20 protein-coding genes and 1 pseudogene are annotated in these 23,534 nt (G+C 67.8%); 16 read left to right on the top strand and 5 right to left on the bottom strand.

All coding sequences use genetic code 11. The features are described from left to right. The 4 genes from ftsY to AC1DTF_RS22190 form a co-directional block, all read left to right on the top strand. The coding region (ftsY, locus tag AC1DTF_RS22205) for a signal recognition particle-docking protein FtsY (protein ID WP_477475638.1) at window positions 1-721 on the top strand (721 nt) is incomplete at its 5' end. Between the two features lie 182 nt (window positions 722-903). Continuing rightward, window positions 904-2,241 (top strand): ammonium transporter, encoded by a 1,338-nt coding sequence (locus AC1DTF_RS22200; protein ID WP_268766283.1) that lies wholly within the window; start codon window positions 904-906, stop codon window positions 2,239-2,241. A gap of 39 nt (window positions 2,242-2,280) precedes the next feature. After that, a complete protein-coding gene (locus AC1DTF_RS22195; RefSeq protein ID WP_030133509.1) occupies window positions 2,281-2,619 on the top strand; it encodes a P-II family nitrogen regulator in 339 nt (112 codons plus the stop codon). A gap of 67 nt (window positions 2,620-2,686) precedes the next feature. Further along, complete coding sequence (locus tag AC1DTF_RS22190) at window positions 2,687-5,185, top strand: [protein-PII] uridylyltransferase (RefSeq protein ID WP_477475637.1); 2,499 nt, start codon at window positions 2,687-2,689, stop codon at window positions 5,183-5,185. Here AC1DTF_RS22190 and AC1DTF_RS22185 read toward each other — a convergent pair. Further along, window positions 5,182-7,365, bottom strand: a complete 2,184-nt coding sequence (locus AC1DTF_RS22185) for a molybdopterin-dependent oxidoreductase (RefSeq protein ID WP_477475636.1) — start codon at window positions 7,363-7,365, stop codon at window positions 5,182-5,184. The genes AC1DTF_RS22190 and AC1DTF_RS22185 overlap by 4 nt on opposite strands. Window positions 7,366-7,456: 91 nt before the next feature. On the opposite strand from AC1DTF_RS22185, the gene ffh reads away from it, so the two are divergent. Both ffh and AC1DTF_RS22175 read left to right on the top strand, forming a co-directional pair. Continuing rightward, entirely contained in the window at window positions 7,457-9,016 is a 1,560-nt protein-coding gene (gene ffh, locus AC1DTF_RS22180) for a signal recognition particle protein (RefSeq protein WP_057166369.1), read from the top strand. Between the two features lie 2 nt (window positions 9,017-9,018). Next, window positions 9,019-10,086 carry an amidohydrolase family protein gene (locus AC1DTF_RS22175; protein WP_477475635.1) on the top strand — a complete coding sequence of 356 codons (1,068 nt, stop codon included), beginning with the start codon at window positions 9,019-9,021 and terminating at the stop codon, window positions 10,084-10,086. Window position 10,087: 1 nt separating this feature from the next. Here AC1DTF_RS22175 and AC1DTF_RS22170 read toward each other — a convergent pair whose 3' ends face one another. The 3 genes from AC1DTF_RS22170 to AC1DTF_RS22160 form a co-directional block, all read right to left on the bottom strand. Then, window positions 10,088-11,707, bottom strand: coding sequence for a diflavin oxidoreductase (locus tag AC1DTF_RS22170; RefSeq protein ID WP_477475634.1), 1,620 nt, complete (start codon window positions 11,705-11,707; stop codon window positions 10,088-10,090). 93 nt (window positions 11,708-11,800) lie between these two features. Next, window positions 11,801-12,616, bottom strand: a complete 816-nt coding sequence (locus AC1DTF_RS22165) for a D-alanyl-D-alanine carboxypeptidase family protein (protein ID WP_477475633.1) — start codon at window positions 12,614-12,616, stop codon at window positions 11,801-11,803. 62 nt (window positions 12,617-12,678) lie between these two features. After that, entirely contained in the window at window positions 12,679-13,554 is an 876-nt protein-coding gene (locus tag AC1DTF_RS22160) for a D-alanyl-D-alanine carboxypeptidase family protein (RefSeq protein ID WP_477475632.1), read from the bottom strand. A 113-nt stretch (window positions 13,555-13,667) separates the two neighbouring features. On the opposite strand from AC1DTF_RS22160, the gene AC1DTF_RS22155 reads away from it, so the two are divergent. From AC1DTF_RS22155 to trmD, 8 genes and pseudogenes are all read left to right on the top strand, one after another. Continuing rightward, a complete protein-coding gene (locus tag AC1DTF_RS22155) occupies window positions 13,668-15,470 on the top strand; it encodes an N-acetylglutaminylglutamine amidotransferase (protein WP_477475631.1) in 1,803 nt (600 codons plus the stop codon). Continuing rightward, the gene (ngg, locus tag AC1DTF_RS22150; protein WP_057166375.1) at window positions 15,467-17,185 is read left to right on the top strand and encodes an N-acetylglutaminylglutamine synthetase; all 1,719 of its coding nucleotides are present in this window, start codon (window positions 15,467-15,469) and stop codon (window positions 17,183-17,185) included. Before AC1DTF_RS22155 ends, ngg begins: the two co-directional genes overlap by 4 nt. A gap of 35 nt (window positions 17,186-17,220) precedes the next feature. Next, entirely contained in the window at window positions 17,221-18,435 is a 1,215-nt protein-coding gene (locus tag AC1DTF_RS22145; RefSeq protein WP_057166376.1) for an osmoprotectant NAGGN system M42 family peptidase, read from the top strand. Between the two features lie 34 nt (window positions 18,436-18,469). After that, complete coding sequence (locus AC1DTF_RS22140; RefSeq protein ID WP_057166377.1) at window positions 18,470-18,889, top strand: nuclear transport factor 2 family protein; 420 nt, start codon at window positions 18,470-18,472, stop codon at window positions 18,887-18,889. A 190-nt stretch (window positions 18,890-19,079) separates the two neighbouring features. Next, window positions 19,080-19,530 (top strand): annotated as a pseudogene (gene rpsP / locus AC1DTF_RS22135) (30S ribosomal protein S16); the annotation flags it as partial. A gap of 22 nt (window positions 19,531-19,552) precedes the next feature. Then, on the top strand, window positions 19,553-19,795 hold the full coding sequence (locus AC1DTF_RS22130; RefSeq protein ID WP_056548932.1) for an RNA-binding protein: 243 nt from the start codon (window positions 19,553-19,555) through the stop codon (window positions 19,793-19,795). 16 nt (window positions 19,796-19,811) lie between these two features. After that, window positions 19,812-20,339, top strand: coding sequence for a ribosome maturation factor RimM (gene rimM, locus AC1DTF_RS22125; RefSeq protein ID WP_477475630.1), 528 nt, complete (start codon window positions 19,812-19,814; stop codon window positions 20,337-20,339). A gap of 7 nt (window positions 20,340-20,346) precedes the next feature. Beyond that, a complete protein-coding gene (gene trmD / locus AC1DTF_RS22120) occupies window positions 20,347-21,021 on the top strand; it encodes a tRNA (guanosine(37)-N1)-methyltransferase TrmD (protein WP_057166380.1) in 675 nt (224 codons plus the stop codon). Here trmD and AC1DTF_RS22115 read toward each other — a convergent pair. After that, entirely contained in the window at window positions 21,018-21,959 is a 942-nt protein-coding gene (locus AC1DTF_RS22115) for a serine hydrolase (protein WP_477475629.1), read from the bottom strand. The genes trmD and AC1DTF_RS22115 overlap by 4 nt on opposite strands. A gap of 310 nt (window positions 21,960-22,269) precedes the next feature. Here AC1DTF_RS22115 and rplS point away from each other — a divergent pair, with 310 nt between their 5' ends. Both rplS and lepB read left to right on the top strand, forming a co-directional pair. Then, window positions 22,270-22,611: a 50S ribosomal protein L19 gene (rplS, locus tag AC1DTF_RS22110; RefSeq protein WP_057166382.1), complete on the top strand. Its 342-nt coding sequence runs from the start codon at window positions 22,270-22,272 to the stop codon at window positions 22,609-22,611. A gap of 85 nt (window positions 22,612-22,696) precedes the next feature. After that, window positions 22,697-23,524: a signal peptidase I gene (gene lepB, locus AC1DTF_RS22105; protein ID WP_477475628.1), complete on the top strand. Its 828-nt coding sequence runs from the start codon at window positions 22,697-22,699 to the stop codon at window positions 23,522-23,524. Window positions 23,525-23,534 lie beyond the last annotated feature (10 nt).

Raw genomic sequence — 23,534 nt, 5'->3', positions numbered from 1 at the left:
GGCCAGTGCCTCGGTGCGCACCGAGGCCGACGCCCGCGCCGTGCTCAAGGAGGTGCTGATCTCCGAACTGCGCCCCGATCTGGACCGCTCCATCCGCGCACTGCCGCATGAGGACAAGCCCTCGGTGCTGCTCGTCGTCGGCGTCAACGGCACCGGCAAGACCACCACCGTCGGCAAGCTGGCCCGCGTCCTGGTCGCCGACGGGCGCCGTGTGGTGCTCGGCGCCGCGGACACCTTCCGCGCCGCCGCCRCCGATYAGCTGCAGAGCTGGGGTTCCCGTGTCGGCGCCGATACCGTGCGCGGACCCGAGGGCGCCGACCCGGCCTCGGTCGCGTTCGACGCCGTCGACAAGGGCATCCAGAACGGCGCCGACGTCGTCGTCATCGACACCGCCGGACGCCTGCACACCAAGACCGGGTTGATGGACGAGCTCGGCAAGGTCAAACGCGTGGTCGAGAAGCGCGCCAAGGTCGACGAGGTGCTGCTGGTGCTGGACGCCACCATCGGACAGAACAGCCTGCCGCAGGCCAAGGTTTTCGCCGAGGTCGTCGCCATCACCGGGGTGGTGCTGACAAAGCTCGACGGCACGGCCAAGGGCGGCATCGTTTTCCGCGTTCAGCAGGAACTCGGCGTGCCCGTCAAGCTCGTCGGATTGGGCGAAGGACCCGACGATTTGGCGCCGTTCGAGCCCGCCGCGTTCGTCGACGCCCTCCTCGGATAGCCGTTTCGCAACCCAGAAACACACGTGTAACAGACAAGGCCAATCCGTTCACCCCAGCGAAACATCTGTGAACCACGGATGAAACGCGGGCAAAAGAGTCTCTTCGGGAGGCCGATTCGTCGGCGAAATCCCGAGGAGGTTCACACAAAGTGGTCTTTGCCTTAAGCGACGTCGTCACGGCTTTGCCGGACGATAGTTTCCTGCCGTTCGGCCCGGATGGATTGGACACCGGTAACACCGCGTGGGTCCTCATCTCGGCAGCCCTGGTGTTGTTCATGACGCCCGGCCTCGCGTTCTTCTACGGTGGTCTGTCCCGGCAGAAGTCCGTCCTGAACATGATGATGATGTCGTTCGGCTCGCTGGGCCTGGTCAGCGTCATCTACGTGCTGTGGGGCTACTCGATGTCCTTCTCCGCGGGACACACCGGTGACCAGCCCGGCCTCTTCTTCGACAGCCCGTTCTCGCTGTTCGGCGTGAACCAGCTCGCCGAGGTCCGCGAGATCAACGGCGTTGAGAGCTTCGTCTACGGCGGCTTCGGCACCGTGCCGGCCATTGTGTGGGTCGCCTTCCAGCTCACCTTCGCGGTCATCACCGTCGCGCTCATCAGCGGCGCGGTCGCCGAGCGCATGAAGTTCGGCACCTGGCTGGTCTTCGGCGGCCTCTGGGTCACCTTCGTGTACTTCCCGCTGTCGCACATGGTCTGGGGCGGCGGTCTGCTGTCGGCCAACGAGCAGGGTCTGGCGGCCAAGCTGTTCGGTGTCGACGAGGAAGGCGCGGCCAACGTCGCACCCATCGACTTCGCCGGTGGCACAGTCGTTCACATCAACGCCGGTATGGCCGCGCTGGTTCTCGCGGTGCTGCTGGGCAAGCGGGCCGGCTTCGGCAAGACCGCGTTCCGTCCGCACAACATCCCGTTCGTGATGCTCGGCGCCGCCATCCTGTGGTTCGGCTGGTTCGGCTTCAACGTCGGTTCCGAGGGTGGCGCCGACATGCTGGCCGGTCTGGTGTGGGTCAACACCACCGCCGCCACCGCCGCCGCGATGCTCGGCTGGTTGATCGTGGAGCGTCTGCGTGACGGCCACGCCACCAGCGTGGGTGCCGCCTCGGGTGTGGTCGCCGGTCTGGTCGCCATCACCCCTGCCTGCGGCAACCTGACCCCGGTCTGGTCGCTGGTCGTCGGTGCCATCGCCGGTGTGTTGTCGGCCTTGGCAATCGGTCTGAAGTACAAGTTCGGCTACGACGATTCGCTCGACGTCGTCGGCGTGCACCTCGTCTCCGGCCTGTGGGGCACCGTCGCGCTGGGCTTCTTCGCCACCGACGCCGGCCTGTTCGTGGGCGGCGACTACAAGCAGCTGGTCGTCCAGATCGTGATCGCCGGAGTGGCACTGCTGTTCACCGCCGTACTGACGACGATCATCGCCTTCGTGGTCAAGCCACTAGGCTGGCGAGTCACCAAGGAAGACGAAGACACCGGTATCGATGAGACCGAGCACGCAGAAACCGCTTATGAACTCGCATGATCGGGAACAATTGACTGAGTCCTGGAAGGAATCGACTAAATGAAACTGATCACTGCGATCGTCAAACCGTTCACTCTTGAAGACGTCAAGACGGGCCTGGAGCAGACGGGCATTCTCGGAATGACCGTCAGCGAGGTGCAGGGCTACGGACGCCAGAAGGGCCACACCGAGGTTTACCGTGGCGCCGAGTATTCGGTGGACTTCGTGCCGAAGGTGCGCGTCGAGGTCGTCGTCGACGACTCCGCCGTGGACAAGGTGGTGGACGTCATCGTGCAGGCGGCCCGCACCGGAAAGATCGGTGACGGCAAGGTGTGGGTGAGCCCCGTGGACACCGTTGTGCGTGTGCGCACCGGTGAGCGGGGAGTCGACGCACTCTAATCAGCTGGAGGGTCGTTTCCCGGCCAAATATGTGACCGTTCGAACGTAGGGCCGGGGGAGGACCGAAATGACTGATCAGACACCAGATCCCGCTGCTGGAGCTTCCCGATGGGAGGCTCCGGCAGCGGGATCGCCGCGTCCGGCCAATGATCTGGCCAAGGCATCGAAACAACTGCTCGACATCGGTGGCAAGCAACTGGATTCAGCCGCACTGCGCGACGCGCTGCTCGACCTCAACGAATTCTGGTTGTCCACCAAGGCCGCCGAGATCGGCATCACCCCCACCAGCGGGTTCGCCATCGTGGCCACCGGCGGCCTGGGACGTGGCGAACTGCTGCCATACTCCGACCTCGACCTCATGCTGCTGCACGACAACATGCCGGCCGATATCGTCTCCCAGGTCGCCGAACTGCTCTGGTACCCGCTGTGGGACGCCAACATTCACATCGACCACAGCGTGCGCACGGTGCCCGAGGCGCTGCAGGTGGCCGGCGAGGACATCTCCGCCGGGATGGCCATGCTCGACGCCCGCCACATCGCCGGTGACGCCGAACTGTCCGCGCTGCTCACCGGCGGGGCGCGGCGCCAGTGGCGCATCGGAATCGCCTCGCGTTACGAGGAACTCGTCGAGCACACCCGCGCCCGCTGGGAACGCAGCGGACAGATCGCGCATCGCGCCGAGCCGGACCTGAAGAACGGCCGCGGAGGCCTGCGTGATGTGCAGCTGCTCAACGGCCTGGCCATCGCCCAACTCGCCGACGTCTACCCGAGCCGGCTGCTGGCCTCACCCACCGGCACCCTCGGCGAGGCCCATCTCGCGCTGCTCAACGTCCGCACCGAACTGCACCGCGTCTCCAAGCGCGGCCGCGAACAGGTGCTGGCCCAGTACGCCGATGAGATCGGCGCCGCCCTGCGCATCGGGGACCGGTTCGACCTGGCCCGCACCATCTCCGATGCCGCACGCACCATCAGCTACTACGTCGATGCCGGTATCCGCACCGCGGGAAACGCATTGCCGCGCCGCGGATTCGCCGCGCTGCGCCGCCCGGCTCGCCGACCGCTCGACGAGGGAGTCATCGAGTTCGCCGGCGAGGTGATCCTGGCCCGCGACGCCAAGCCCGAACGCGACCCCGGCCTGATCCTGCGGGTGGCCGCCGCCTCGGCCACCACCGCGCTGCCGATCGCCGCATCGACGCTCAGCCGGCTCGCCGGTGCCGCACCCGAACTGCGCACCCCGTGGCCGCGCGAGGCGCTCAAGGACCTGCTGGTGCTGCTGTCCGCCGGGCCCGCCGCGGTGAACACCATCGAAGCGCTGGACCGCACCGGCCTGTGGGGACGGCTGTTCCCCGAATGGGGTGCGGTGCGCGACCTGCCGCCGCGCGATGTCGTGCACATCTGGACCGTCGACCGGCACCTGGTCGAAACCGTTTCCCGGGCAAGTGCATTCACCACCCGGGTGTCCCGCCCGGACCTGCTGGTGCTCGGTGCGTTGGTACACGACATCGGCAAGGGGCGCGGCGGCGACCACAGCGTCATCGGAGCCGAACTGGCCACCCAGATCGGCACCCGACTGGGCCTGTGGCCCTCCGATGTCGAGGTGCTGTCCAAGATCGTGCGCTACCACCTGCTGCTGCCCGACACCGCCACCCGCCGAGACCTGCAGGACCCCAAGACCATTGCCACCGTCGTCGACGCGCTCGGCGGCGACTACCAACTACTGGAACTGCTGCACGTGCTGGCCGAGGCGGACTCGTTGGCCACCGGACCCGGGGTGTGGGGGGACTGGAAGTCCTCGCTCATCGGTGATCTGGTGCGCCGGTGCCGGCTGGTGATGGCCGGCGAACCGCTGCCCACACCGGATCCCGTCGACCCCCGCTACCTGGAACTGGCCGCCGACGGGGTGGTCCATGTCGAGATGGTGGCCGGTGAAGGCCCGCACATCCACAACGTCACGATGATCGCCCCGGACCGCCGCGGTCTGCTGTCCAAGGCCGCCGGTGTGTTGGCGCTGCACGCCCTTCGGGTGCACTCGGCGTCGGTGAACAGCCGCGACGGGGTGGCCATCAACACCTTCGCGGTCTCACCGCACTTCGGTACGCCACCGGCCGCCGAACTGCTGCGCCAGCAGTTCATCCTGGCCCTGGACGGTCAGCTCGACGTCATCGAGACCCTTGAGCGGCGGGACCTGGAAAGCGCGGCGGCTGCTCCGCACCGGGCGGGGGAGACCCCGGCCTCGGTGCCGGTCAACCACACCATCGCCCCGCCGCGCATCCTGTGGACCGACGGCGGCGCACCCGGTGAGTTCTTCGTCCAGATCCGCGCCTCCGACCGGCCCGGTCTGCTGGCGCGGCTCACCGCCGTCATCGAACGCGACGGCCTGGACATCAACTGGGCCAAGGTCACCACCCTGGGCTCGGTGGTGATCGACGTCTTCAGCATCACGGTGCCCGCTCTGACCGCCGGTGAGGACGCCGCCAAGATCGCCGAGGCGCGTGCCGATCTGGAACGCGATCTGTACGCGATGCTGCCCGCACCACCGCCGAAAAAGGTGCCCGAAGCCAGTTAGGCCGGGGCGACCGTGACCCAGGTGTTGTTCACCGCCGCCGTCCCGGTGAAGGTGTCCACCTGATCGGGGTCGTGCAGATCGTTGACGTTGGCGCCACCCAACGTGTTCGCGTGCTGCCAGCCGGTGTCGCGGTGTCCCCACCCGTGCGGCACGGCGACCGTGCCCGCCCGCATCTCGTCGCTGATGTCCAGCGGTATGTCGATGTGCCCGGTTTCCGAGGTGATGCGCACGGTGTCGCCCTGGGCCAGTCCACGCGTCGCCGCGTCATCGGGGTGCATCAGCACCGTGCACGTGTTGTTGCCGCCCGTCATCGACGGCACATTGTGCAGCCAGGAGTTGTTGCTGCGCAGGTTGCGTCGGCCGATCAGCTGCAACCGGCCGTCCCCGGGCTCCTCGTCCGGGGTGGCCAGCCGGGCGGCGGCGTCGGCGATGAACTCCGCGGGTGCCAGATGCACCCGGCGGTCCGAGGTGGCCAGCACCTTGTCCAGTCGGGGTTGCAGCGGGCCGAGATCGATACCGCCGGCACTGTTGCGCAGCGCCTTCATGGTGACGCCCTTGCGGCCGCGCCGCAGCCGGCCGTACGGACCGGTGGCCAGCGCGGCGGCGGTGACCCGGAGCGGATTGGCGAAGGCGATGAACTTCTCGCGCAGCGGCGCGGCGAGCTGGCGAAGTGGGGCCGGGAGTAATTCGAAGGTCAACCGGCTCAGGATCTCCCAGTCCTCCAGGGCGCCGATCGCCGGTTCGAAGGTGCGGTGCTGATAGCGAATGTTGTTGCGCACGCTGAACACCGTGGTGAGCAGCCCGACATCCTCGCGCTCCAGTGGGGACACCGGCGGCAGGATGAAGTCGGCGTGCCGGGTCGTCTCGGTGATGTACATGTCCACGGCCACATACAGATCCAGCTGCGCCAGGCCCTCGGCCAGACGGCTCTTCTGCGGGATCGAGGACACCGGATTCCCGGCGTAGGTGATCATCGCCCGGATCTTCCCCGCGCCCTCGGTGAGGATCTCGTCGGCCATCGCCACCGCGGGCAGTTCGGCGCGGAATGCCTTGTACCGGCCGGAGCGGTCGGTCCACAGGCCGTGCCCGACGGGGATGAACTTGGCCAGCCGCGGCACATCGACGATCGGGGTGGAGAACATGGTGCCGCCCGGCCGGTCCAGGTTGCCGGTGACGGTGTTGATCACCATGACCAGCCAACTCACCAGCGTCCCGGTTTCCTGCTGGCAGATGCCGATACGGGCGTAGATGGCCGCCGATTCGGCGGCGGCGTGCTCGCGGGCCAGTGTCCGGATCTCGTCGGCCTCGACACCGGCGCAAGCGGCCATGGCTTCCGGGGTGGCGTGCTCGACCAGGTCGGCGAGGTCTTGCCGGCCCGTCGTGATCGTGTCGAGGGCCGCTGTGTCGCAGAGGTTCTCGTTGATCAGTACATGGAGCATGCCCAGCAGCAGGTAGAGGTCACCGCCCGGGCGCACCGCGACGTGCTGATCGGCCAGCCGGGTGGTCTCGGTGCGGCGGGGATCGATGACCACCACCTTGCCGCCGCGGTCCCGCACCGCTTTGATCCGCCGTCTGGCGCCGGGCATGATCGACAGCGAGCCGTTGGACACCGCCGGGTTGGCGCCCAGGATCACCAGCCGCTGGGTGCGGTCGATATCGGTGATCGGCACCAGCACGTTGGACCCGAACACCCGCCACGCGGCGTACTCGTGCGGCATCTGGTCGATGGACGACGCCGAATAGAAGTTCGGGGTGAGCAGCGCGATGCGCAGCGCGAGCCCGTACATGGCGCCCGAACTGTGCGCGGCGGGGTTGCCCAGGTACATGCCCAGCGCGCGCACGCCGTGCCGGCGGCGGACACGCCGCAGCCGGGCGCCGATCTCGGTGAAGGCCTCGGCCCAGCTGACCGGTTCGAAGGAGTCCCCGACCCGTCGCATCGGCGTGCGCAGCCGGTCGGGGTCGTGGTGCAGGCCGCCCATCGCGGTCGCCTTGGGACAGATGTAGCCCTTGGAGAACACATCGTCGGGGTTGCCGGCGATTCTGCTGACCTGGTCATCGGTGACCGTCACGTGGATTCCGCAGTGCGCCTCACACAGCGTGCACTGGCTGATGTGCGTGACGCTCGTCGGCTCGTCGAGGTTGCTGCGCACCTCGGGGAGGGGGACGTCGATCGCTGTCATGGGGGCCTCCGGCCAAATCTGTCATCGTGCGTTGACAGATTAGCGTCAGCGGGCCGCCTCGGGCCAGAACTCCGACCGTTAGGCTTATCAGGTGTTTGAATCGCTCTCTGACCGGTTGACCGGTGCACTGCAGGGCCTGCGCGCCCGAGGTCGGCTGACTGAAGCCGATATCGACGCCACCGCGCGGGAGATCCGGCTGGCCCTGCTCGAAGCCGACGTGTCGCTGCCCGTGGTGCGCGCCTTCGTCGGCCGCATCAAGGACCGCTCCAAGGGCGCGGAGGTCTCGGCCGCGCTGAACCCGGCCCAGCAGGTCGTCAAGATCGTCAACGAGGAGCTCGTCGGCATCCTCGGCGGGGAGACCCGGCAGCTCGCGTTCGCCAGGAACCCACCGACGGTGATCATGCTCGCCGGTCTGCAGGGTTCCGGTAAGACGACGCTGGCCGGAAAGCTCGCCAAATGGCTCAAGGCGCAGGGGCACACCCCGCTGCTGGTGGCCTGTGACCTGCAGCGCCCCGGCGCGGTGCGCCAGCTGCAGATCGTCGGCGAGCGCGCCGGTGTCGCGGTGTTCGCACCGCACCCGGGGGTCTCACCCGACGGCGTGACCATCGACCAGATGACCACCGGCGATCCGGTCTCGGTGGCCACCGCCGGCCTGGCCGAAGCCAAGTCCAAGCACTACGACGTCGTCATCGTCGACACCGCGGGCCGTCTCGGTATCGACGAGGAGCTGATGAGCCAGGCCGCGGCCATCCGCGACGCCGTCACGCCCGACGAGACGCTGTTCGTGCTTGACGCGATGATCGGCCAGGACGCCGTCACCACCGCCGAGGCCTTCGGATCCGGCGTCGGATTCACCGGCGTCGTGCTGACCAAGCTCGACGGTGACGCCCGCGGTGGTGCTGCGCTGTCGGTCCGCGAGATCACCGGCGTGCCGATCCTCTTCGCCTCCAGCGGTGAGAAGCTCGAAGACTTCGACGTCTTCCACCCCGACCGGATGGCCAGCCGCATCCTTGGCATGGGCGACGTGCTGTCGCTCATCGAGCAGGCCGAACAGCACTTCGACGCCGAACAGGCCGAAGCCGCGGCGGCCAAGATCGGCTCGGGTGAGCTGACGCTGGAGGACTTCCTCGAGCAGATGCTCACGATCCGCAAGATGGGCCCGATCGGCAACCTGCTCGGCATGCTGCCCGGCGCCGGCCAGATGAAGGACGCGCTGGCCGCCGTCGACGACAGCCAGCTCGACCGCGTGCAGGCCATCATCCGTGGCATGACGCCCGCCGAGCGGGCCGACCCGAAGATCATCAACGGCTCGCGCCGGCTGCGCATCGCCAACGGATCCGGTGTCTCGGTGGGCGAGGTCAACCAGCTCGTCGACCGTTTCTTCGAGGCCCGCAAGATGATGTCCCAGATGGCAGGCCAGATGGGAATGCCGTTCGGGCGCAAGAGCTCCCCGCGCAAGGCCGGCAAGGGCAAGAACAAGCAGGCCGGCAAGAAGAAGGGCCGCGGGCCGACGCCGCCAAAGAATCCGATGGGCGCGGGTCTGCCCGCCGGGTTCCCGGACCTGACCGGGATGCCCAAGGGCCTGGACGAGTTACCGCCGGGTCTGGCCAACATCGATCTGTCCAAGCTGAAATTCCCGGGGCAGAACTAGATATGCAGCCGCTGCATCTTCGCGGCCGGGGCCTACCCGATGGCGAGGAGGTGCAGTGGTGGATTCACCGGGGCACGCTGTCGGCCGAGTCGATCGCCAACGCCGACACCGTCTTTGACGGCGGCTGGATCATCCCCGGTCTGGTTGATGCGCACTGCCATGTCGGGCTCGGGCCCGGCGGCGCGACCACTTTCGAGGAAGCGATCGAACAGGCCGAGACCGAACGCGGCGCCGGCGCCCTGCTGCTGCGTGACGCCGGTTCCCCGGTGGACACCCGCAGCCTCGATGACCGCGAAGACCTGCCGCGCATCATCCGCGCCGGCAGGCACCTGGCCCGGCCCAAGCGCTACATGCCCGGCCTGCCGATCGATATCGAGGACGAGACGCAGCTGCCGGCCTATGTCGCCGAGCAGGCACGCTGGGGCGACGGCTGGGTGAAGCTGGTCGGCGACTGGATCGACAGGGGAGTGGGCGACCTGGCGCCGCTGTGGTCCGATGACGTGCTGGTCGAGGCGATCGCGGCCGCGCACGCCAACGGGGCGCGCGTCACCGCGCACGTGTTCGGTGAGGATGCGCTGCCCGGGCTGATCAACGCCGGCATCGATTGCATCGAGCACGGTACCGGCATCACCGAGGACACCATCGAGCTGATGCTGGAGCACGGCACCGCGCTGGTGCCCACGCTGATCAACATCGACAACTTCCCCGGGATCGCCGATGCCGCCGGAAAGTACCCGACCTACGCCAAGCACATGCGCGACCTCTACGCGTCCTGCAAGCAGCGCGTGGGCGCCGCCCACGACGCCGGGGTGCCGATCTACGCGGGCACCGATGCCGGCGGCATGGTCAAGCACGGCCGCATCGGTGATGAGATCGACGCGCTCAAGGGTGTCGGGATGAGCCCGACGCAGGCACTGGGTGCGGCGAGCTGGGACGCGCGGGCCTGGCTGGGGCGACCGGCCTTGGAACACGGCGCATCCGCGGACCTGCTGTGCTTCGCCGAGGACCCCCGCGAGGTCGGGGTGGGCAACCCGGATCTGGTGATCCTGCGCGGCCGGGTCTGGAAGTAGCTCAGTACACGTCGCGCACGTAGCGGTGGCTCTTGATCATGTCGTTGACGTAGCTGTGCGCGGCCGCGGCATCCAGCCGGCCGACTCGGGCGATCACATCGTGTAGGGCGGCGTCCACATCCTTGGCCATCCGGTCGGCATCCCCGCACACGTACACGTGTGCACCGTCCTGCAGCCAGCCGTAGAACTCCTCGGCATTCTCCTGAATACGTTGCTGCACATACACCTTGGCGTCCTGATCGCGCGAGAAAGCCAGGTCCAGCCGGGTCAGCACACCGGAGGCGACGAACTCCTCGAGTTCTTCGCCGTACAGGTAGTCGGTCGCGCGGCGGCGGTCACCGAAGAACAGCCATGACCGGCCCGTCGCGGAACTGGCCTTGCGCTCCTGCAAGAACGCGCGGAAGGGTGCTATGCCGGTGCCGGGGCCGATCATGATGATCGGCACATCACCGGCGGGCAGCCGGAAATGGTTGTTGGGCCGCAGGTGCACCAGCACGTCCTCGCAGCGGTCGGCCAGGAAGGTGGAGGCGACACCGCCGTGCCGACGGCCCTGGACGTCGTAGCGCACGCTGGCCACGGTCAGGTGGACGCTGTCGGGGTGAGCCAGCGGGCTACTGGCGATCGAGTAATCGCGGAACTGCAGTGGACGCAGCGTGTCGATGACCTCGTCGACCTTCACGTCGGCCAACCCGATGATGTCCAGGACGTCCTTGCCGTACAGCCAGGAACCCTCGGTGCCGCCGTGGGTGTCCCCGGACCGCAGGGTCTCGGCGACCGTCTCATCGGGGGTGCGCGAGGCGGCCAGGCTGAGCAGCGCGCGTGACGGCGTGCGGATCTCGAAGTGTTCGGTGAGCAGGGTGCCCAGCGGCTTGTCATGACCGTTGACCGCGTAATCCGCACCGACGCCGAGTCCGGCCAGCAGCGCCTCGACCAGAGCCGGATCGTTGGTGGCGTGCACCGCGATGGAATCGCCTGCCTGATAGGTGATCCCGGTCCCGGTGAGGTCCACCTCGAAGTGCCGGACCTCCTTGTCGGACTCGGTCGCATTGAGCCACCGGTTGACCGCGAGGCGCGCGACGACCGGAACGTTGCGTTCGCGGGGTTCGGCACGTTCGGGGACGGGGACGGGTGCTGCCGCGGAGTCCTCCGCGCTTCCCTCGCCCTGCTCGGCGGTCAGCAGCTTGACCAGTTCGGCGGTCCACGCCTTGGCCGGCTCCTCGTAGAAGCCGTCCACATCGACGCGGTCGGTCATCCGCTTGGCGCCCAATTCCTCCAGGCGCTGATCGAGCAGCAGGCCGGCATTGCAGAACAATTCGTAGGAGCTGTCGCCGAGCGCCAGGACCGCGAAGTTAAGGTGCTCGAGGCGTTCGGTGTCGGCGCTGAGTGCCTCCCAGAACAGCGTCGCCGAATCGGGGAACTCGCCCTCGCCGAAGGTGGACACCACCGTGATGAAGTGGGTGGTGTTCTGCAGCTCGGAGACCTCGACCTGGTTGAGTTCCACCGCTTCGACCTCGATGCCGATGTCGCCGACAGCCTCGGCGAACGTCATCGCGGCGTCTTCGGAATTCCCCATATCGGTGCCGAAGGCGACGATGAGTGAGAGATCAGCCTGGCCGGACACGTCGTCCCCCTTGTTTTACGCGCCTGGACGGGTGTCCGGCGTTCAAATTAGGGTGACCTTACTTGGTTGGGGGCGGTTGTGGGGAGCTCCCCCTCAGGGTTGGCTGAATCCCCAGTCCAACAGGCTGATCGCCTGGCCGTACAGGTCACCGGTTCCGTACATCTGTACCACAACCAGTCGGCGGTTCCCGCGTTGAGCTGCCCCGACGTAGGTCTTGCGGGCCCGGTTGGTGAACCCCGTCTTGCCGCCCAGGTCGCCCGGGTACCGCGTCAGCAGCTCGTTCTGGTTCGACAGCGCCTTACCCGGGAACGGTGCGGACTCCGACCGCATGATCTGCGCGATCAGCGGGTAGCGCAGCGCGGCGCGGAAGATGACGGCCAGATCGTGCGGGGTGGTGATCGACTCCCAGCCGGGGCCGTCCAGACCGGACGGCGACGACGCCTTCGTGCCGCGCGCGCCGGCGCCGACGGCCTTGCGGTTCATCGCGGCGACCGCCGCCCGCTGGCCGCCCAACATGTCGGCAAGCATGTTCGCCGCGTCATTGCCCGACACCATGAGCAGCGCGCTGAGCAACTGCGTCACCGTGTAGGGCTGGCCCGGTTTCAAGCCCACACAGGAACATTCGACCTTGGTGTGCGAGGCGTTGGCGCGCGCGAAGTTGTCGGGCCGCAGATTGTCGAGCACCACCATCGCCAGCAGCACCTTGATGGTGCTGGCCGGAGCGTAGGAACCGCCCGGATCCTTGGCGGCGAGAACGGCGCCGGTGTCCAGGTCGGCGAGCAGATACGCCTGGGCCGGGCCGTTGGTGAACGATTGCGCGCCAACGGGTTCCACGGCGGGTGCGGCCTGTGCGGGCGCCGCGATGACCGTGCTGAGGGCGAGCGCGGTCGCCGCGAGCAGATGTCGCACGTGCGAAGGCTACGGTCGGCAGGACTCGAAACGTGCGCGGGACGGTATCCGTCGGGTCTCGACTAGAGCGCCCCGACGGTGGCCGCGCGGTCCTGGGYGAACCCCCAGTCCAGCAACGCCGACGCCTGATCCCAATAGGTCGGGCCGCCCTCGTGGATCAACCCGAACATCAACGCGACCACCAGGCGCCGGCCGTCGCGTTGGGCGGCGCCGACGAAGGTCTTGCGGGCCAGGTCGGTGAATCCGGTCTTACCGCCCAGCATGCCGGGATAGCGGCCCAGCAGTTCGTCCTGATTGACCAGCACCCGGTCGCCCGCTTTCCCCGGGAACACCGCCGTCGGTTGCGCGGTGATCTGCGCGAACACCGGGTTGGCCATCGCCGCCCGGAAGAGGACCGCCAGATCGTGCGGGGAGGACCACATGTCGATCCCGGGACCGTCGATCCCCGACGGGCTGCCGGCCACCGTGGCGTGCGCCCCCAGCGCCGCGGCCTTGGCGTTCATCTTCGCCACCGCAGCCGGCCGGCCGCCGAGCATGGTCGCCAAGGTGTTTGCGGCGTCATTGCCCGACACCAGCAGCAGACCCTCCAACAGTTGGCGCACCGAGTAGGTCTGCCCGGCCGCCACCCCGGCGCAATTGCACTCCACCCGGGTGTCGGCCTCATTGGCGACCACCGTCGCATCCAGGGGTAATTCGTCGAGCACGACCATGGCCAGCAGCACCTTGATGGTGCTGGCCGGGGCGTACCGTCCGTAGCCGTCTTTCGACGCCAGCACGGCGCCGCTGTCCATGTCCGCGATCACCCACGCCTGTGCAGGTCCGTCCGGTATCGGTACCGAGCCCGAGGGTTGGTCGACGCCCAACTCGGCGACGGCCGTGCCGGTGCCGACGGAGCAGAGCAGAATCACGGAGATGAGACCGGCAAGGAGCCTTCGCATGGGATGTGAGCCTAACTACCTTTCACCGCCAGACGTTTGGCGATGGCCCCCACCGGTAACGTAAGACCAGCGCGAACCAGAGTGGCCGAACACCATCGAGGGGGACGAAAAGAATGTGCGGCATCGCCGGCGAGGTTGCTCGCGGCCGGTCGGCAGACCTAGGGGCCATCGCCAAGATGGCCGAATCGATGGTGCCGCGAGGCCCGGACAGTGGAGGCTTCTGGGCCCAGGACGGAATCGCCTTCGGGCATCGCCGGTTGGCGATCATCGATCTGTCCAGTCACGGCCAACAGCCCATGCACGACCCCGATCTCGGGCTCACCGTCGCCTTCAACGGCTGCATCTACAACTACCCGCAGCTTCGTCAGGAACTGATCGGCAAGGGTTACCGGTTCTTCTCACACAGCGATACCGAGGTCGTGCTCAAGGGGTACCGCGAGTGGGGCGAACGCGTCGTCGAGCATCTGTTCGGCATGTTCGCCTTCGCGATCACCGAGGTCGACTCCGGCCGGGTGCTGCTGGCCCGCGACCGGCTCGGCATCAAACCGCTGTACTGGACCGAGGTTTCCGACGCTCTGCGGTTCGCCTCCTCGCTGCCGGCGCTGGTGGCCGCGGGCGGGGTGGACACCGAGATCGATCCCGTTGCGCTGCACCATTATCTGAGCTTCCACTCGGTGGTGCCGCCGCCACACACCATCCTGCGGGGCGTGCACAAACTGCCCCCGGGCACCCTGATGCGCATCGAGCCCGACGGCACCCGCACCCAGCACACGTACTGGGAGCCCATCTTCGAGCGCTCGGCCGAACGTGCCGACTGGTCGGAGAACGAATGGGAAGAGGCGATCCTTGCCTCGCTGCGCACCGCGGTGGAGCGGCGACTGGTCGCCGACGTGCCGGTGGGCTGCCTGCTCTCCGGTGGTCTGGACTCCAGCCTGATCGTCGGGCTCCTGGCCGAGGCCGGACAGCACGGCCTGGCGACCTTCTCCATCGGGTTCGAGGCCGCCGGTGGGGAAGAGGGCGACGAGTTCAAGTACTCCGACGTCATCGCCCGTCACTACGGCACCGACCACCACCAGATCCGGATCGACACCGCCCGCATGCTGCCCGCACTGTCCGGGGCGATCGGCGCCATGAGCGAGCCGATGATGAGCCACGACTGTGTCGCGTTCTACCTGCTGTCCCAGGAGGTCAGCAAGCACGTCAAGGTGGTGCAGTCCGGGCAGGGCGCCGACGAGATCTTCGCCGGGTACCACTGGTATCCGCCGATGGCGCACGCCGCCGATGACGACCCGCGCGCCGCGCTCGCCAGCTACCGCAAGGCATTCTTCGACCGCGATCACGTGGCGCTGAACAACCTGGTGGGGCCGGCCCGGCGCCTGGACGCCGATATCGCAGGCGACTACGTGCTCGACCACTTCGCCCATCCCGGCGCGGCCACCGCGACCGACCGGGCGCTGCGCCTGGACACCACCGTGATGCTGGTCGACGACCCGGTCAAGCGGGTGGACAACATGACGATGGCCTGGGGCCTGGAAGGCCGGGTGCCGTTCCTGGACCACGAACTCGTCGAACTCGCGGCCACCTGTCCGCCGTCGCTGAAGACCGCCTACGACGGAAAGGGCGTGTTGAAAGAGGCCGCCCGCAAGGTCATCCCGCACGAGGTGATCGACCGGCCGAAGGGTTACTTCCCGGTGCCCGCGCTCAAGCATCTGGCCGGGCCGTACCTGGACCTGGTGCGCGACGCGCTGCACAGTGACGGGGCCCGCGCCCGCGGACTGTTCAACCCGACCGAAGTGGATCGCCTGCTGGCAGAACCGAATGGTTCCCTGACCCCGCTTCGGGGTAACCCGCTGTGGCAACTCGGTCTGTTGGAACTGTGGCTGGCGCATCATGTGGATGGGGTAACAACGAGATGACCCCGGAGAAGGGCACCGAGTCCAAAGAGGTCATCCAGGACCTCGGTTGGGGTCGGCTGGTCTTTGGGCAGACATTCGACGATCCCGGCGAGCTGGGCACAGCGCTACGCGCCGAAGCCAGCGGTCGCCGCGATATCGGCATGTACCTGGAGGCCCCGCACGTCTTCGTGGCGCTCAATCCGCAGGACTTCTTCATCGACCCGAGCTTCACCTACCGACTGAACCTCACCGAACCCCTGGCCTATCTGCCGCCGGAGTTGCCCGGGGTCACGGTGCGGCCGGTGCAGAGCATCGCCGACTGCGCCGCCATCAACGAGATCTACCTGCAGTGCCGGATGGTGCCCGCCGATATCGACCTGATGTGGCACAACAGCCAGTCCGAGCCGCACATGATCTACCTGGTGGCAGTGGAGGACGACACCGACACGGTGGTCGGCACCGTGACCGGCATCGATCACCAGCAGCTGTTCGACGACCCGGAGAACGGCTCGTCGCTGTGGTGCCTGGCGGTCAGCCCGACCCTGTGCCGGCCCGGGGCCGGTGGCCTGCTGGTGCGCTCGCTGGTCGAGGAGTTCATCCGCCGCGGCCGCGCCCAGATGGATCTGTCTGTGCTGCACGACAATGCGGCAGCGATCGCGCTGTATGAGCGAATGGGTTTCGATCGCGTCCCGGAACTCGGCGTCAAACGCAAGAACGCGATCAACGAGCGCCTGTTCGCCCCGGCCCAAGCCGAGGAGGAACTCGCCCAGCTCAACCCGTACGCGCGGATCATCGCCGACGAGGCCATGCTGCGCGGTATCGCGGTGCGCATCCTCGACGCCCAGGCCGGGTTCATGCAGCTCACCCACGGCGGCACCTCGATCACCACCCGGGAATCCCTGTCCGAACTCACCAACGCCGTCGCGATGAGCCGCTGCGATGACAAGCGGATCGCCCGCAAGGTGGTGGCCGAAGCGGGGGTGCGGGTGCCCCGCGGCGTCACCGCGACCTTCGGTGAGGACGACAAGCGGTTCCTGGCGAAGGTCGGTTCCGTCGTGGTCAAGCCCGCCCGCGGTGAGCAGGGCGCCGGCATCACCGTCGGTGTCACCCGCCACGACGAGCTGGACCGCGCACTGGAAGTCGCGAGCAAACACTGCCCCGACGTATTGATCGAAGAGCGTTGCGAGGGTGAGGATCTGCGCATCGTCGTGATCAACGGCAAGGTGATCGCGGCCGCCGTGCGCCGACCRCCCGAGATCATCGGCAGCGGCAAGCACACCATCGCCCAGCTCATCGAGGCGCAGAGCCGCCGCCGCGCGGGCGCCACCCACGGTGAGTCGAAGATCCCGATGGACTCGGTCACCGAGGACACCGTGCGCGACGCCGGCTGGGAACTCGACGATGTGCTGCCGGCCAACGAGCATCTGGTGGTGCGCCACACCGCCAATCTGCACACCGGGGGCACGATCGTCGATGTGACCGACGACCTGAACCCGACGCTGGCCAAGGTCGCGGTGGATGCCGCGGATGCCATCGGCATCCCGGTGACCGGTATCGACCTGATGGTGCCCTCGGTGAAGGGCGAAGAGTATGTTTTCATCGAAGCCAACGAGCGTCCGGGTCTGGCCAATCACGAACCACGGCCCACCGCACAGGCTTTCGTGGACCTTCTCTTTCCCCGCACCGCTGCCACGCCCTGGGCGTGGCACCCCGACCCAGTGGAGCCGCCTCAGTGAGTTCCGGAACAACCGAACAGACGCCTGCGCCACGGATGCCGGATGCTGACCGCGACTGGATGGTCGACACCTTGTTGTCGTTGCTCCAGACGCCGAGTCCGTCCGGGCGCACCGACGCCGTCATGCAACTCATCGGCGAGATCTTCACCGATCTCGGCGTGCCGTTCACCCTGACCCGCCGCGGCGCCCTCAACGCCGAACTTCCCGGCGATTCCGACACCGTCGAACGGGCTGTCGTCGTGCACGCCGACACCATCGGCTGCATGGTGCGCCGCCTCAAGGACAACGGCCGACTCGAGCTGATCCCGGTGGGCACGTTCTCCGCGCGGTTCGCCACCGGAGCGCGGGTGCGCATCTTCACCGACGATCCCGACGAGTTCTTCACCGGCACCGTGATGCCGCTGAAGGCGTCCGGGCACGCGTTCGGCGACGAGATCGACACCCAGCCCACCCAGTGGGAGGACGTCGAGGTCCGGATCGACCGCAAGGTGTCCACGGCTGCGGACCTGGAGCGGCTCGGATTCCAGGTCGGGGACTTCGTCGCGCTGATCGCCAGTCCCGAACTCACCGAGGACGGATTCATCGTCTCCCGGCACCTCGACGGCAAGGCCGGTGTCGCCGTGGCGCTGGCCCTGGCCCGCGACGTGATGGCGCAGCGCACCAGGCTGGCGCACCGGACCACCATCATGGTGACCATCACCGAGGAGGTCGGCCACGGCGCGAGCCACGGCCTGCCGCCCGACGTCGCCGAACTGGTCTCGGTCGACAACGCGGTGTGCGCGCCGGGTCAGCACTCCATCGAAGACGGTGCGACCATCCCGATGGCGGATCTGCACGGGCCGTTCGACTATCACCTGACCCGCAAACTGTGCAGGCTGGCCGAGGAACGCGGCATCCCGTACGCGCGGGACGTGTTCCGCTACTACCGCTCGGACGCGGCGGCGGCCATCGAAGCCGGTGCGGCCACCCGTGCGGCGCTCGTCGGCTTCGGGCTGGACGGCAGTCACGGTTGGGAACGCACTCACATCGAATCGCTGGAGGCGGTCTACAACCTGCTGCATGCGTGGCTGCGGACACCGCTGACTTTCGCCAAGTGGGACGCGCACGCCGAGGGCGAACTCCGCGACTTCCCGTCGTCGAAGCAGCCGGCCCCCACCGAGCAGTGGGTGCCGCTCGCCCGCGGCGAACACGCCGAGCCCGGCGAATGGTCGGGGGAGCACTGGCCGCCCTCGGAAGGTCCGCAAGCCTGACCTGCGCGAGCGGTGGCAGTGGTTCAATCGAGGCGTGCTGAGCATCGAAGAGATCTCCGACCGTCTGGAAATCCAGCAGCTGCTGGTCGACTACTCCACCGCCATCGACGCGCGCCGCTTCGACGACTTGGACCGGGTGTTCACCGCGGACGCCTATATCGACTACCGCGCCATGGGCGGGGTGGACGGGCGCTACCCGGAGGTGAAGGCCTGGCTGGCCCAGGTGCTGCCGAACTTCCCGGCCTACGCCCACATGCTCGGCAACTTCGACGTGAAGATCGACGGTGACACCGCGACCTCCCGGACGCTGTGCTTCAACCCGATGGTGCTGGGCGGCGATGAGCAGCAGGTGCTGTTCTGCGGGCTCTGGTACGACGACGAGTTCGTGCGCACCGGGGAGGGCTGGCGGATGACCAAGCGCGTCGAGGAGAAGTGCTTCGACCGGGTCGTCTGACGCAGCCGCCCGTGGCCGCCGCAGAGGATTTGGGCCGGTAGCGCCCGCTCTGGCAGAATAGGCCGCTGTCCCGCGCGCGACACGTTAGATGCGCCGCACGCCGGTCACACACGCAGAGGCAAAACCGGACCGGGCAACCCGCCCGAGTCGCTGAATTGCAAGCGTGGCAATCACAGGAGAACGCTTCACCATGGCTGTCAAGATCAAACTCGCCCGCTTCGGCAAGATCCGCAACCCCCAGTACCGCATCTCGGTCGCCGACGCGCGCAACCGTCGCGACGGTCGCGCCATCGAGGTCATCGGCAAGTACCAGCCGAAAGAAGAGCCCAGCCTGATCGAGGTCGATTCGGAGCGCGTGCAGTACTGGCTGAGCGTCGGCGCACAGCCCACCGAGCCCGTCCTGGCGCTGCTCAAGATCACCGGTGACTGGCAGAAGTTCAAGGGCCTGCCCGGCGCCGAGGGCACCTTGCGGGTCAAGGAGCCCAAGCCCTCCAAGCTGGACCTGTTCAACGCCGCGCTGGCCGCTGCCGACAACGCGCCCACCGGTGAGGCCACCCAGCTCAAGAAGAAGAAGGCCCCGGCCAAGAAGGCCGACGAGGCTGAGACCACCGAGACCACCGAGGCCGCCGAGGCCGAGGCTCCCGCCGCAGAGCCCGCCGCAGAATGAGCACCGTCGTCGTCGACGCAGTCGAGCACCTCGTTCGCGGGATCGTCGACAACCCCGACGACGTGCGTGTCGACCTGGTGACCAACCGGCGTGGACGCACCGTCGAGGTGCACGTACATCCCGATGACCTGGGCAAGGTCATCGGCCGCGGCGGACGTACCGCGACTGCGCTGCGCACATTGGTCGCCGGTATCGGTGGCCGTGGGATCCGCGTCGACGTGGTGGACACCGACCAGTAGTAATGGACCAGTGGTAATGGAGCTGGTCATCGGGCGGGTCGCCAAGGCACACGGTGTCACCGGCGAGGTCGTCGTCGACGTCCGCACCGATGATCCGGCGGGGCGATTCGCCGCCGGATCGGTGCTCCGCGGGCGCAAACCCCGCGGGGGACCGGAGCGCAACTTCGTCATCGACACCGTCCGCGAGCACGGTGGCCGACTGCTGGTGCGTCTCAACGGCGTCGGCGACCGCAATGCCGCCGACGAACTCCGTGGCACCCTTTTCCTGGTCGAATCCGGGGATCTGCCCCCCATCGAGGATCCCGACGAGTTCTACGATCACCAGCTCGAGGGCCTGGCCGTGCGCACCGTCGCCGGCGAGGCCCTCGGCACGGTGACCGAGGTGCTGCACACCGCGGCCGGCGAACTGCTGTCGATCAAGCGGCCCGACGGCGCCGAACTGCTGGTGCCGTTCGTCAGTGCCATCGTCACCGCGGTGTCGCTGGCCGAGGGCACCATCGACATCGATCCGCCCGACGGTCTGCTCAACCTCGAAGACCTGTAGGCGCCGCATGCGGATCGACGTCGTCACGATCTTCCCGGCCTATCTGGACGCGCTGCAGCAGGCGTTGCCGGGCAAGGCGATTCAGTCCGGCATCGTCGAACTCGGCGTGCACGATCTGCGTGAGTGGACCCATGACGTGCACCGGTCGGTGGACGATTCGCCCTACGGCGGTGGGCCCGGCATGGTGATGAAAGCCCCGGTGTGGGGTGCTGCGCTCGATGACATCTGTTCGCCGGACACCCTTCTGGTGGTGCCGACGCCGGCGGGCCGGCCGTTCACCCAGGCCACCGCGCAACGCTGGAGCGCCGAGGCCCATCTGGTGTTCGCGTGCGGACGCTACGAGGGCATCGATCAGCGGGTCGCCGACGATGCGGCCCGGCGGATGCGGGTCGAAGAGGTGTCCATCGGCGATTACGTGCTGGCCGGTGGTGAGTCGGCGGTCCTGGTGATGGTCGAGGCCGTGGTGCGTCTGTTACCCGAGGTGCTCGGCAATCCGGCGTCGCACCAAGACGATTCGCATTCAAACGGTCTGCTGGAGGGCCCCAGTTACACCAGGCCGCCGGTGTGGCGCGAGCTGGAGGTGCCACCGGTGCTGCTGTCCGGGGACCACGCCAAGATCGATGCCTGGCGCCACGAACAGTCTTTGCAGCGGACCCGCGAGCGCCGCCCGGATCTGCTCTAGATACTCCCGCCGGGGAAGATCGTCTGCACCGCGTCGGTGATGGTCTGGCGTGCCTCCTCGGCGCCGGCCGGCTGCATCGAGCTGATGGCCATCACATAGCGCCGCTCCGGGCCCACCACACCGGTGGACAGATGCATCCAGTCCGAGCCGATACAGCACATCCAGCCCTGCTTGACCGCGACCGGTTCGGCGAACAGCCCCTCCGGGATGCCGAACCGCTGCGGGTAGACACCGCCGGGCACCATGCCGTCGGGTGCGGTCGGCGTCGACTGCGCCAGGTTGGACACGATGATGCTGGCGCGCTCGGACGGCAGCCCGCCGGTACCGGCCAGCAGCATGTCGTAGTAGCGCACCAGATCGGTCACCGTGCTGATGGTGTTGAACCAGCGGCCGTTGTTCGGGGCGCGCGTCGAGCCGAGTCCGTAGCGGTCGACGACCCGGTTGATGATCGCGCTGCCGCCGCTGCGGTTCCAGAACACCTCGGCGGCACTGTCATCGGAGGACCGCAGCATCACGTCGAGCATGCTGCGATCCTCGGGGCTCAGCGAGGTCTGTCCGTTGGCCTCCTGCAGCAGCAGGTCGTCGGCGATGAAGAGCTTGACCACCGAGGCGATCGCGATGGTGTTGTTGCGGCCGTTGGTGACGAGCTCGCCGGTGTTGCGGTCCAGCACCGCCACCGTGATGTCGGCACCGGCGTCGGCGGCCTCGGCGGTGGCCTGCACCTCGCGAGCCTTGAGCCCCTCGAACGTCCCGGACGGGCGCTCGGGCGGCGCTTCGGGCAGGGGAGCGGCGGAGCCCAGCGGCGCGACGACGGTCAGTTGGGGCGCGTCGGGCGGTGGCGGCGGGCTGCCGTACACCTTCGCCTCGCACCCGGAGATCGTGGCAGCCGTACACACAGCCGCCACGGCCACCGTCAGAAACTTCGACGGCCGCGGCATGCGTTCCTCCAGGGGTCATGGGGGCGGGGGGTCCCGGCCACGATGTCGGAACGTCTACCCCTGATACCAGTAGGGTAACCACCGTCGACCACCCGCGCGCGCCCCGGCTGGGGGCGGCGTTTCGCGGTCGACCGGTGCTCAGGGCGACGATTTCGCCTCATGCGCCGCGTCTGGCACAATTGAGCAGTTGTCTGCGCAGGTTCACCCCTGCTGCCTGACGAACACAGTCAGATCCGCCCGAATACGTCGGTTCGGCAGCGCGTCACCGCGCAGCCCATGAAGAGCCGCCAACAGCAAGGAAGAGTCACCGATGAACACGCTTGACTTCGTCGACAAGGCGTCGCTGCGCGACGACATCCCGGCATTCGGCCCCGGCGACACCGTCAACGTGCACGTCAAGGTGATCGAGGGTTCCAAGGAGCGCATCCAGGTCTTCAAGGGTGTCGTGCTGCGCCGCCAGAACGGTGGGATCAGCGAGACCTTCACCGTCCGCAAGGAGAGCTACGGCGTCGGCGTCGAGCGGACCTTCCCGGTGCACTCGCCCAACATCGACCACATCGACGTCGTGACCCGCGGTGACGTGCGTCGCGCCAAGCTGTACTACCTGCGCGATCTGCGTGGCAAGAAGGCGAAGATCAAGGAGAAGCGCTGACGCTGATCGTGTCAGGTGCTCGCACCACGACACGCTCGCTCAGGCTGTCAGGCTGGTCCCCAGCCTCGCTGGCTACCCTGATGCCGTGACCGACGACGCCGAGGACTCCGCTCCCGCTGAAACCGCCGAACCCGCCACCGGATCGGACACAGCAGCGGAGCAGGAGCCGCAGAAGAAGCGTGGCGCGCTGCGCGAAGGCGCCATCCTGGTCACCATCGCGCTGGTCCTCTACTACGTGATGCTCACCTTCGTGGTGCGTCCGTATCTGATTCCCTCGGAATCGATGGAACCCACGCTGCACGGCTGCCCCGGCTGCGTCGGTGACCGGATCATGGTGGACAAGCTCACCTACCGGTTCACCGAGCCCGAGCCCGGCGACGTCGTCGTGTTCAAGGGCCCGCCGGCATGGAACGTCGGCTACAAGTCGATCCGTTCCGACAACCCCGCCATCAAACTGGTGCAGGACGCGCTGTCGTTCGTCGGATTCGTGCCGCCCGACGAGAACGATCTCGTCAAGCGGGTCATCGCGGTCGGCGGACAGACGGTGCAGTGCCGTGCCGACACCGGCCTGACCGTCGACGGCAAGAAGCTCGTCGAACCGTATCTGGACTCGGTCACCATGAACGCCGACACCGAGGTCTACCCGTGCCTGGGCAATGAGTTCGGCCCGGTCAAGGTGCCCGAGGACAAGCTGTGGGTGATGGGCGACAACCGCACCCACTCGGCCGACTCGCGGTCGCGCTGCACCAACCTGCCCGGCGACGCCCAGCGCGGGCTGCTGTGCACCGGTGACCCGGAGGCCGGCACCGTGCCCGTCGACAACGTGATCGGCAAGGCCCGTTTCATCGCCTGGCCGCCGTCGCGCTGGGGTGGCGTGAGCAGCACCAACCCCCAGACGGCATCGGCCGATTAGGAGTTCCGGC

It is taken from the genome of Mycobacterium sp. P4_H6 (assembly GCF_056400845.1).
Note: the sequence above shows the minus strand (reverse complement) of the source record. Positions and strands in the feature narration are given on the sequence as shown.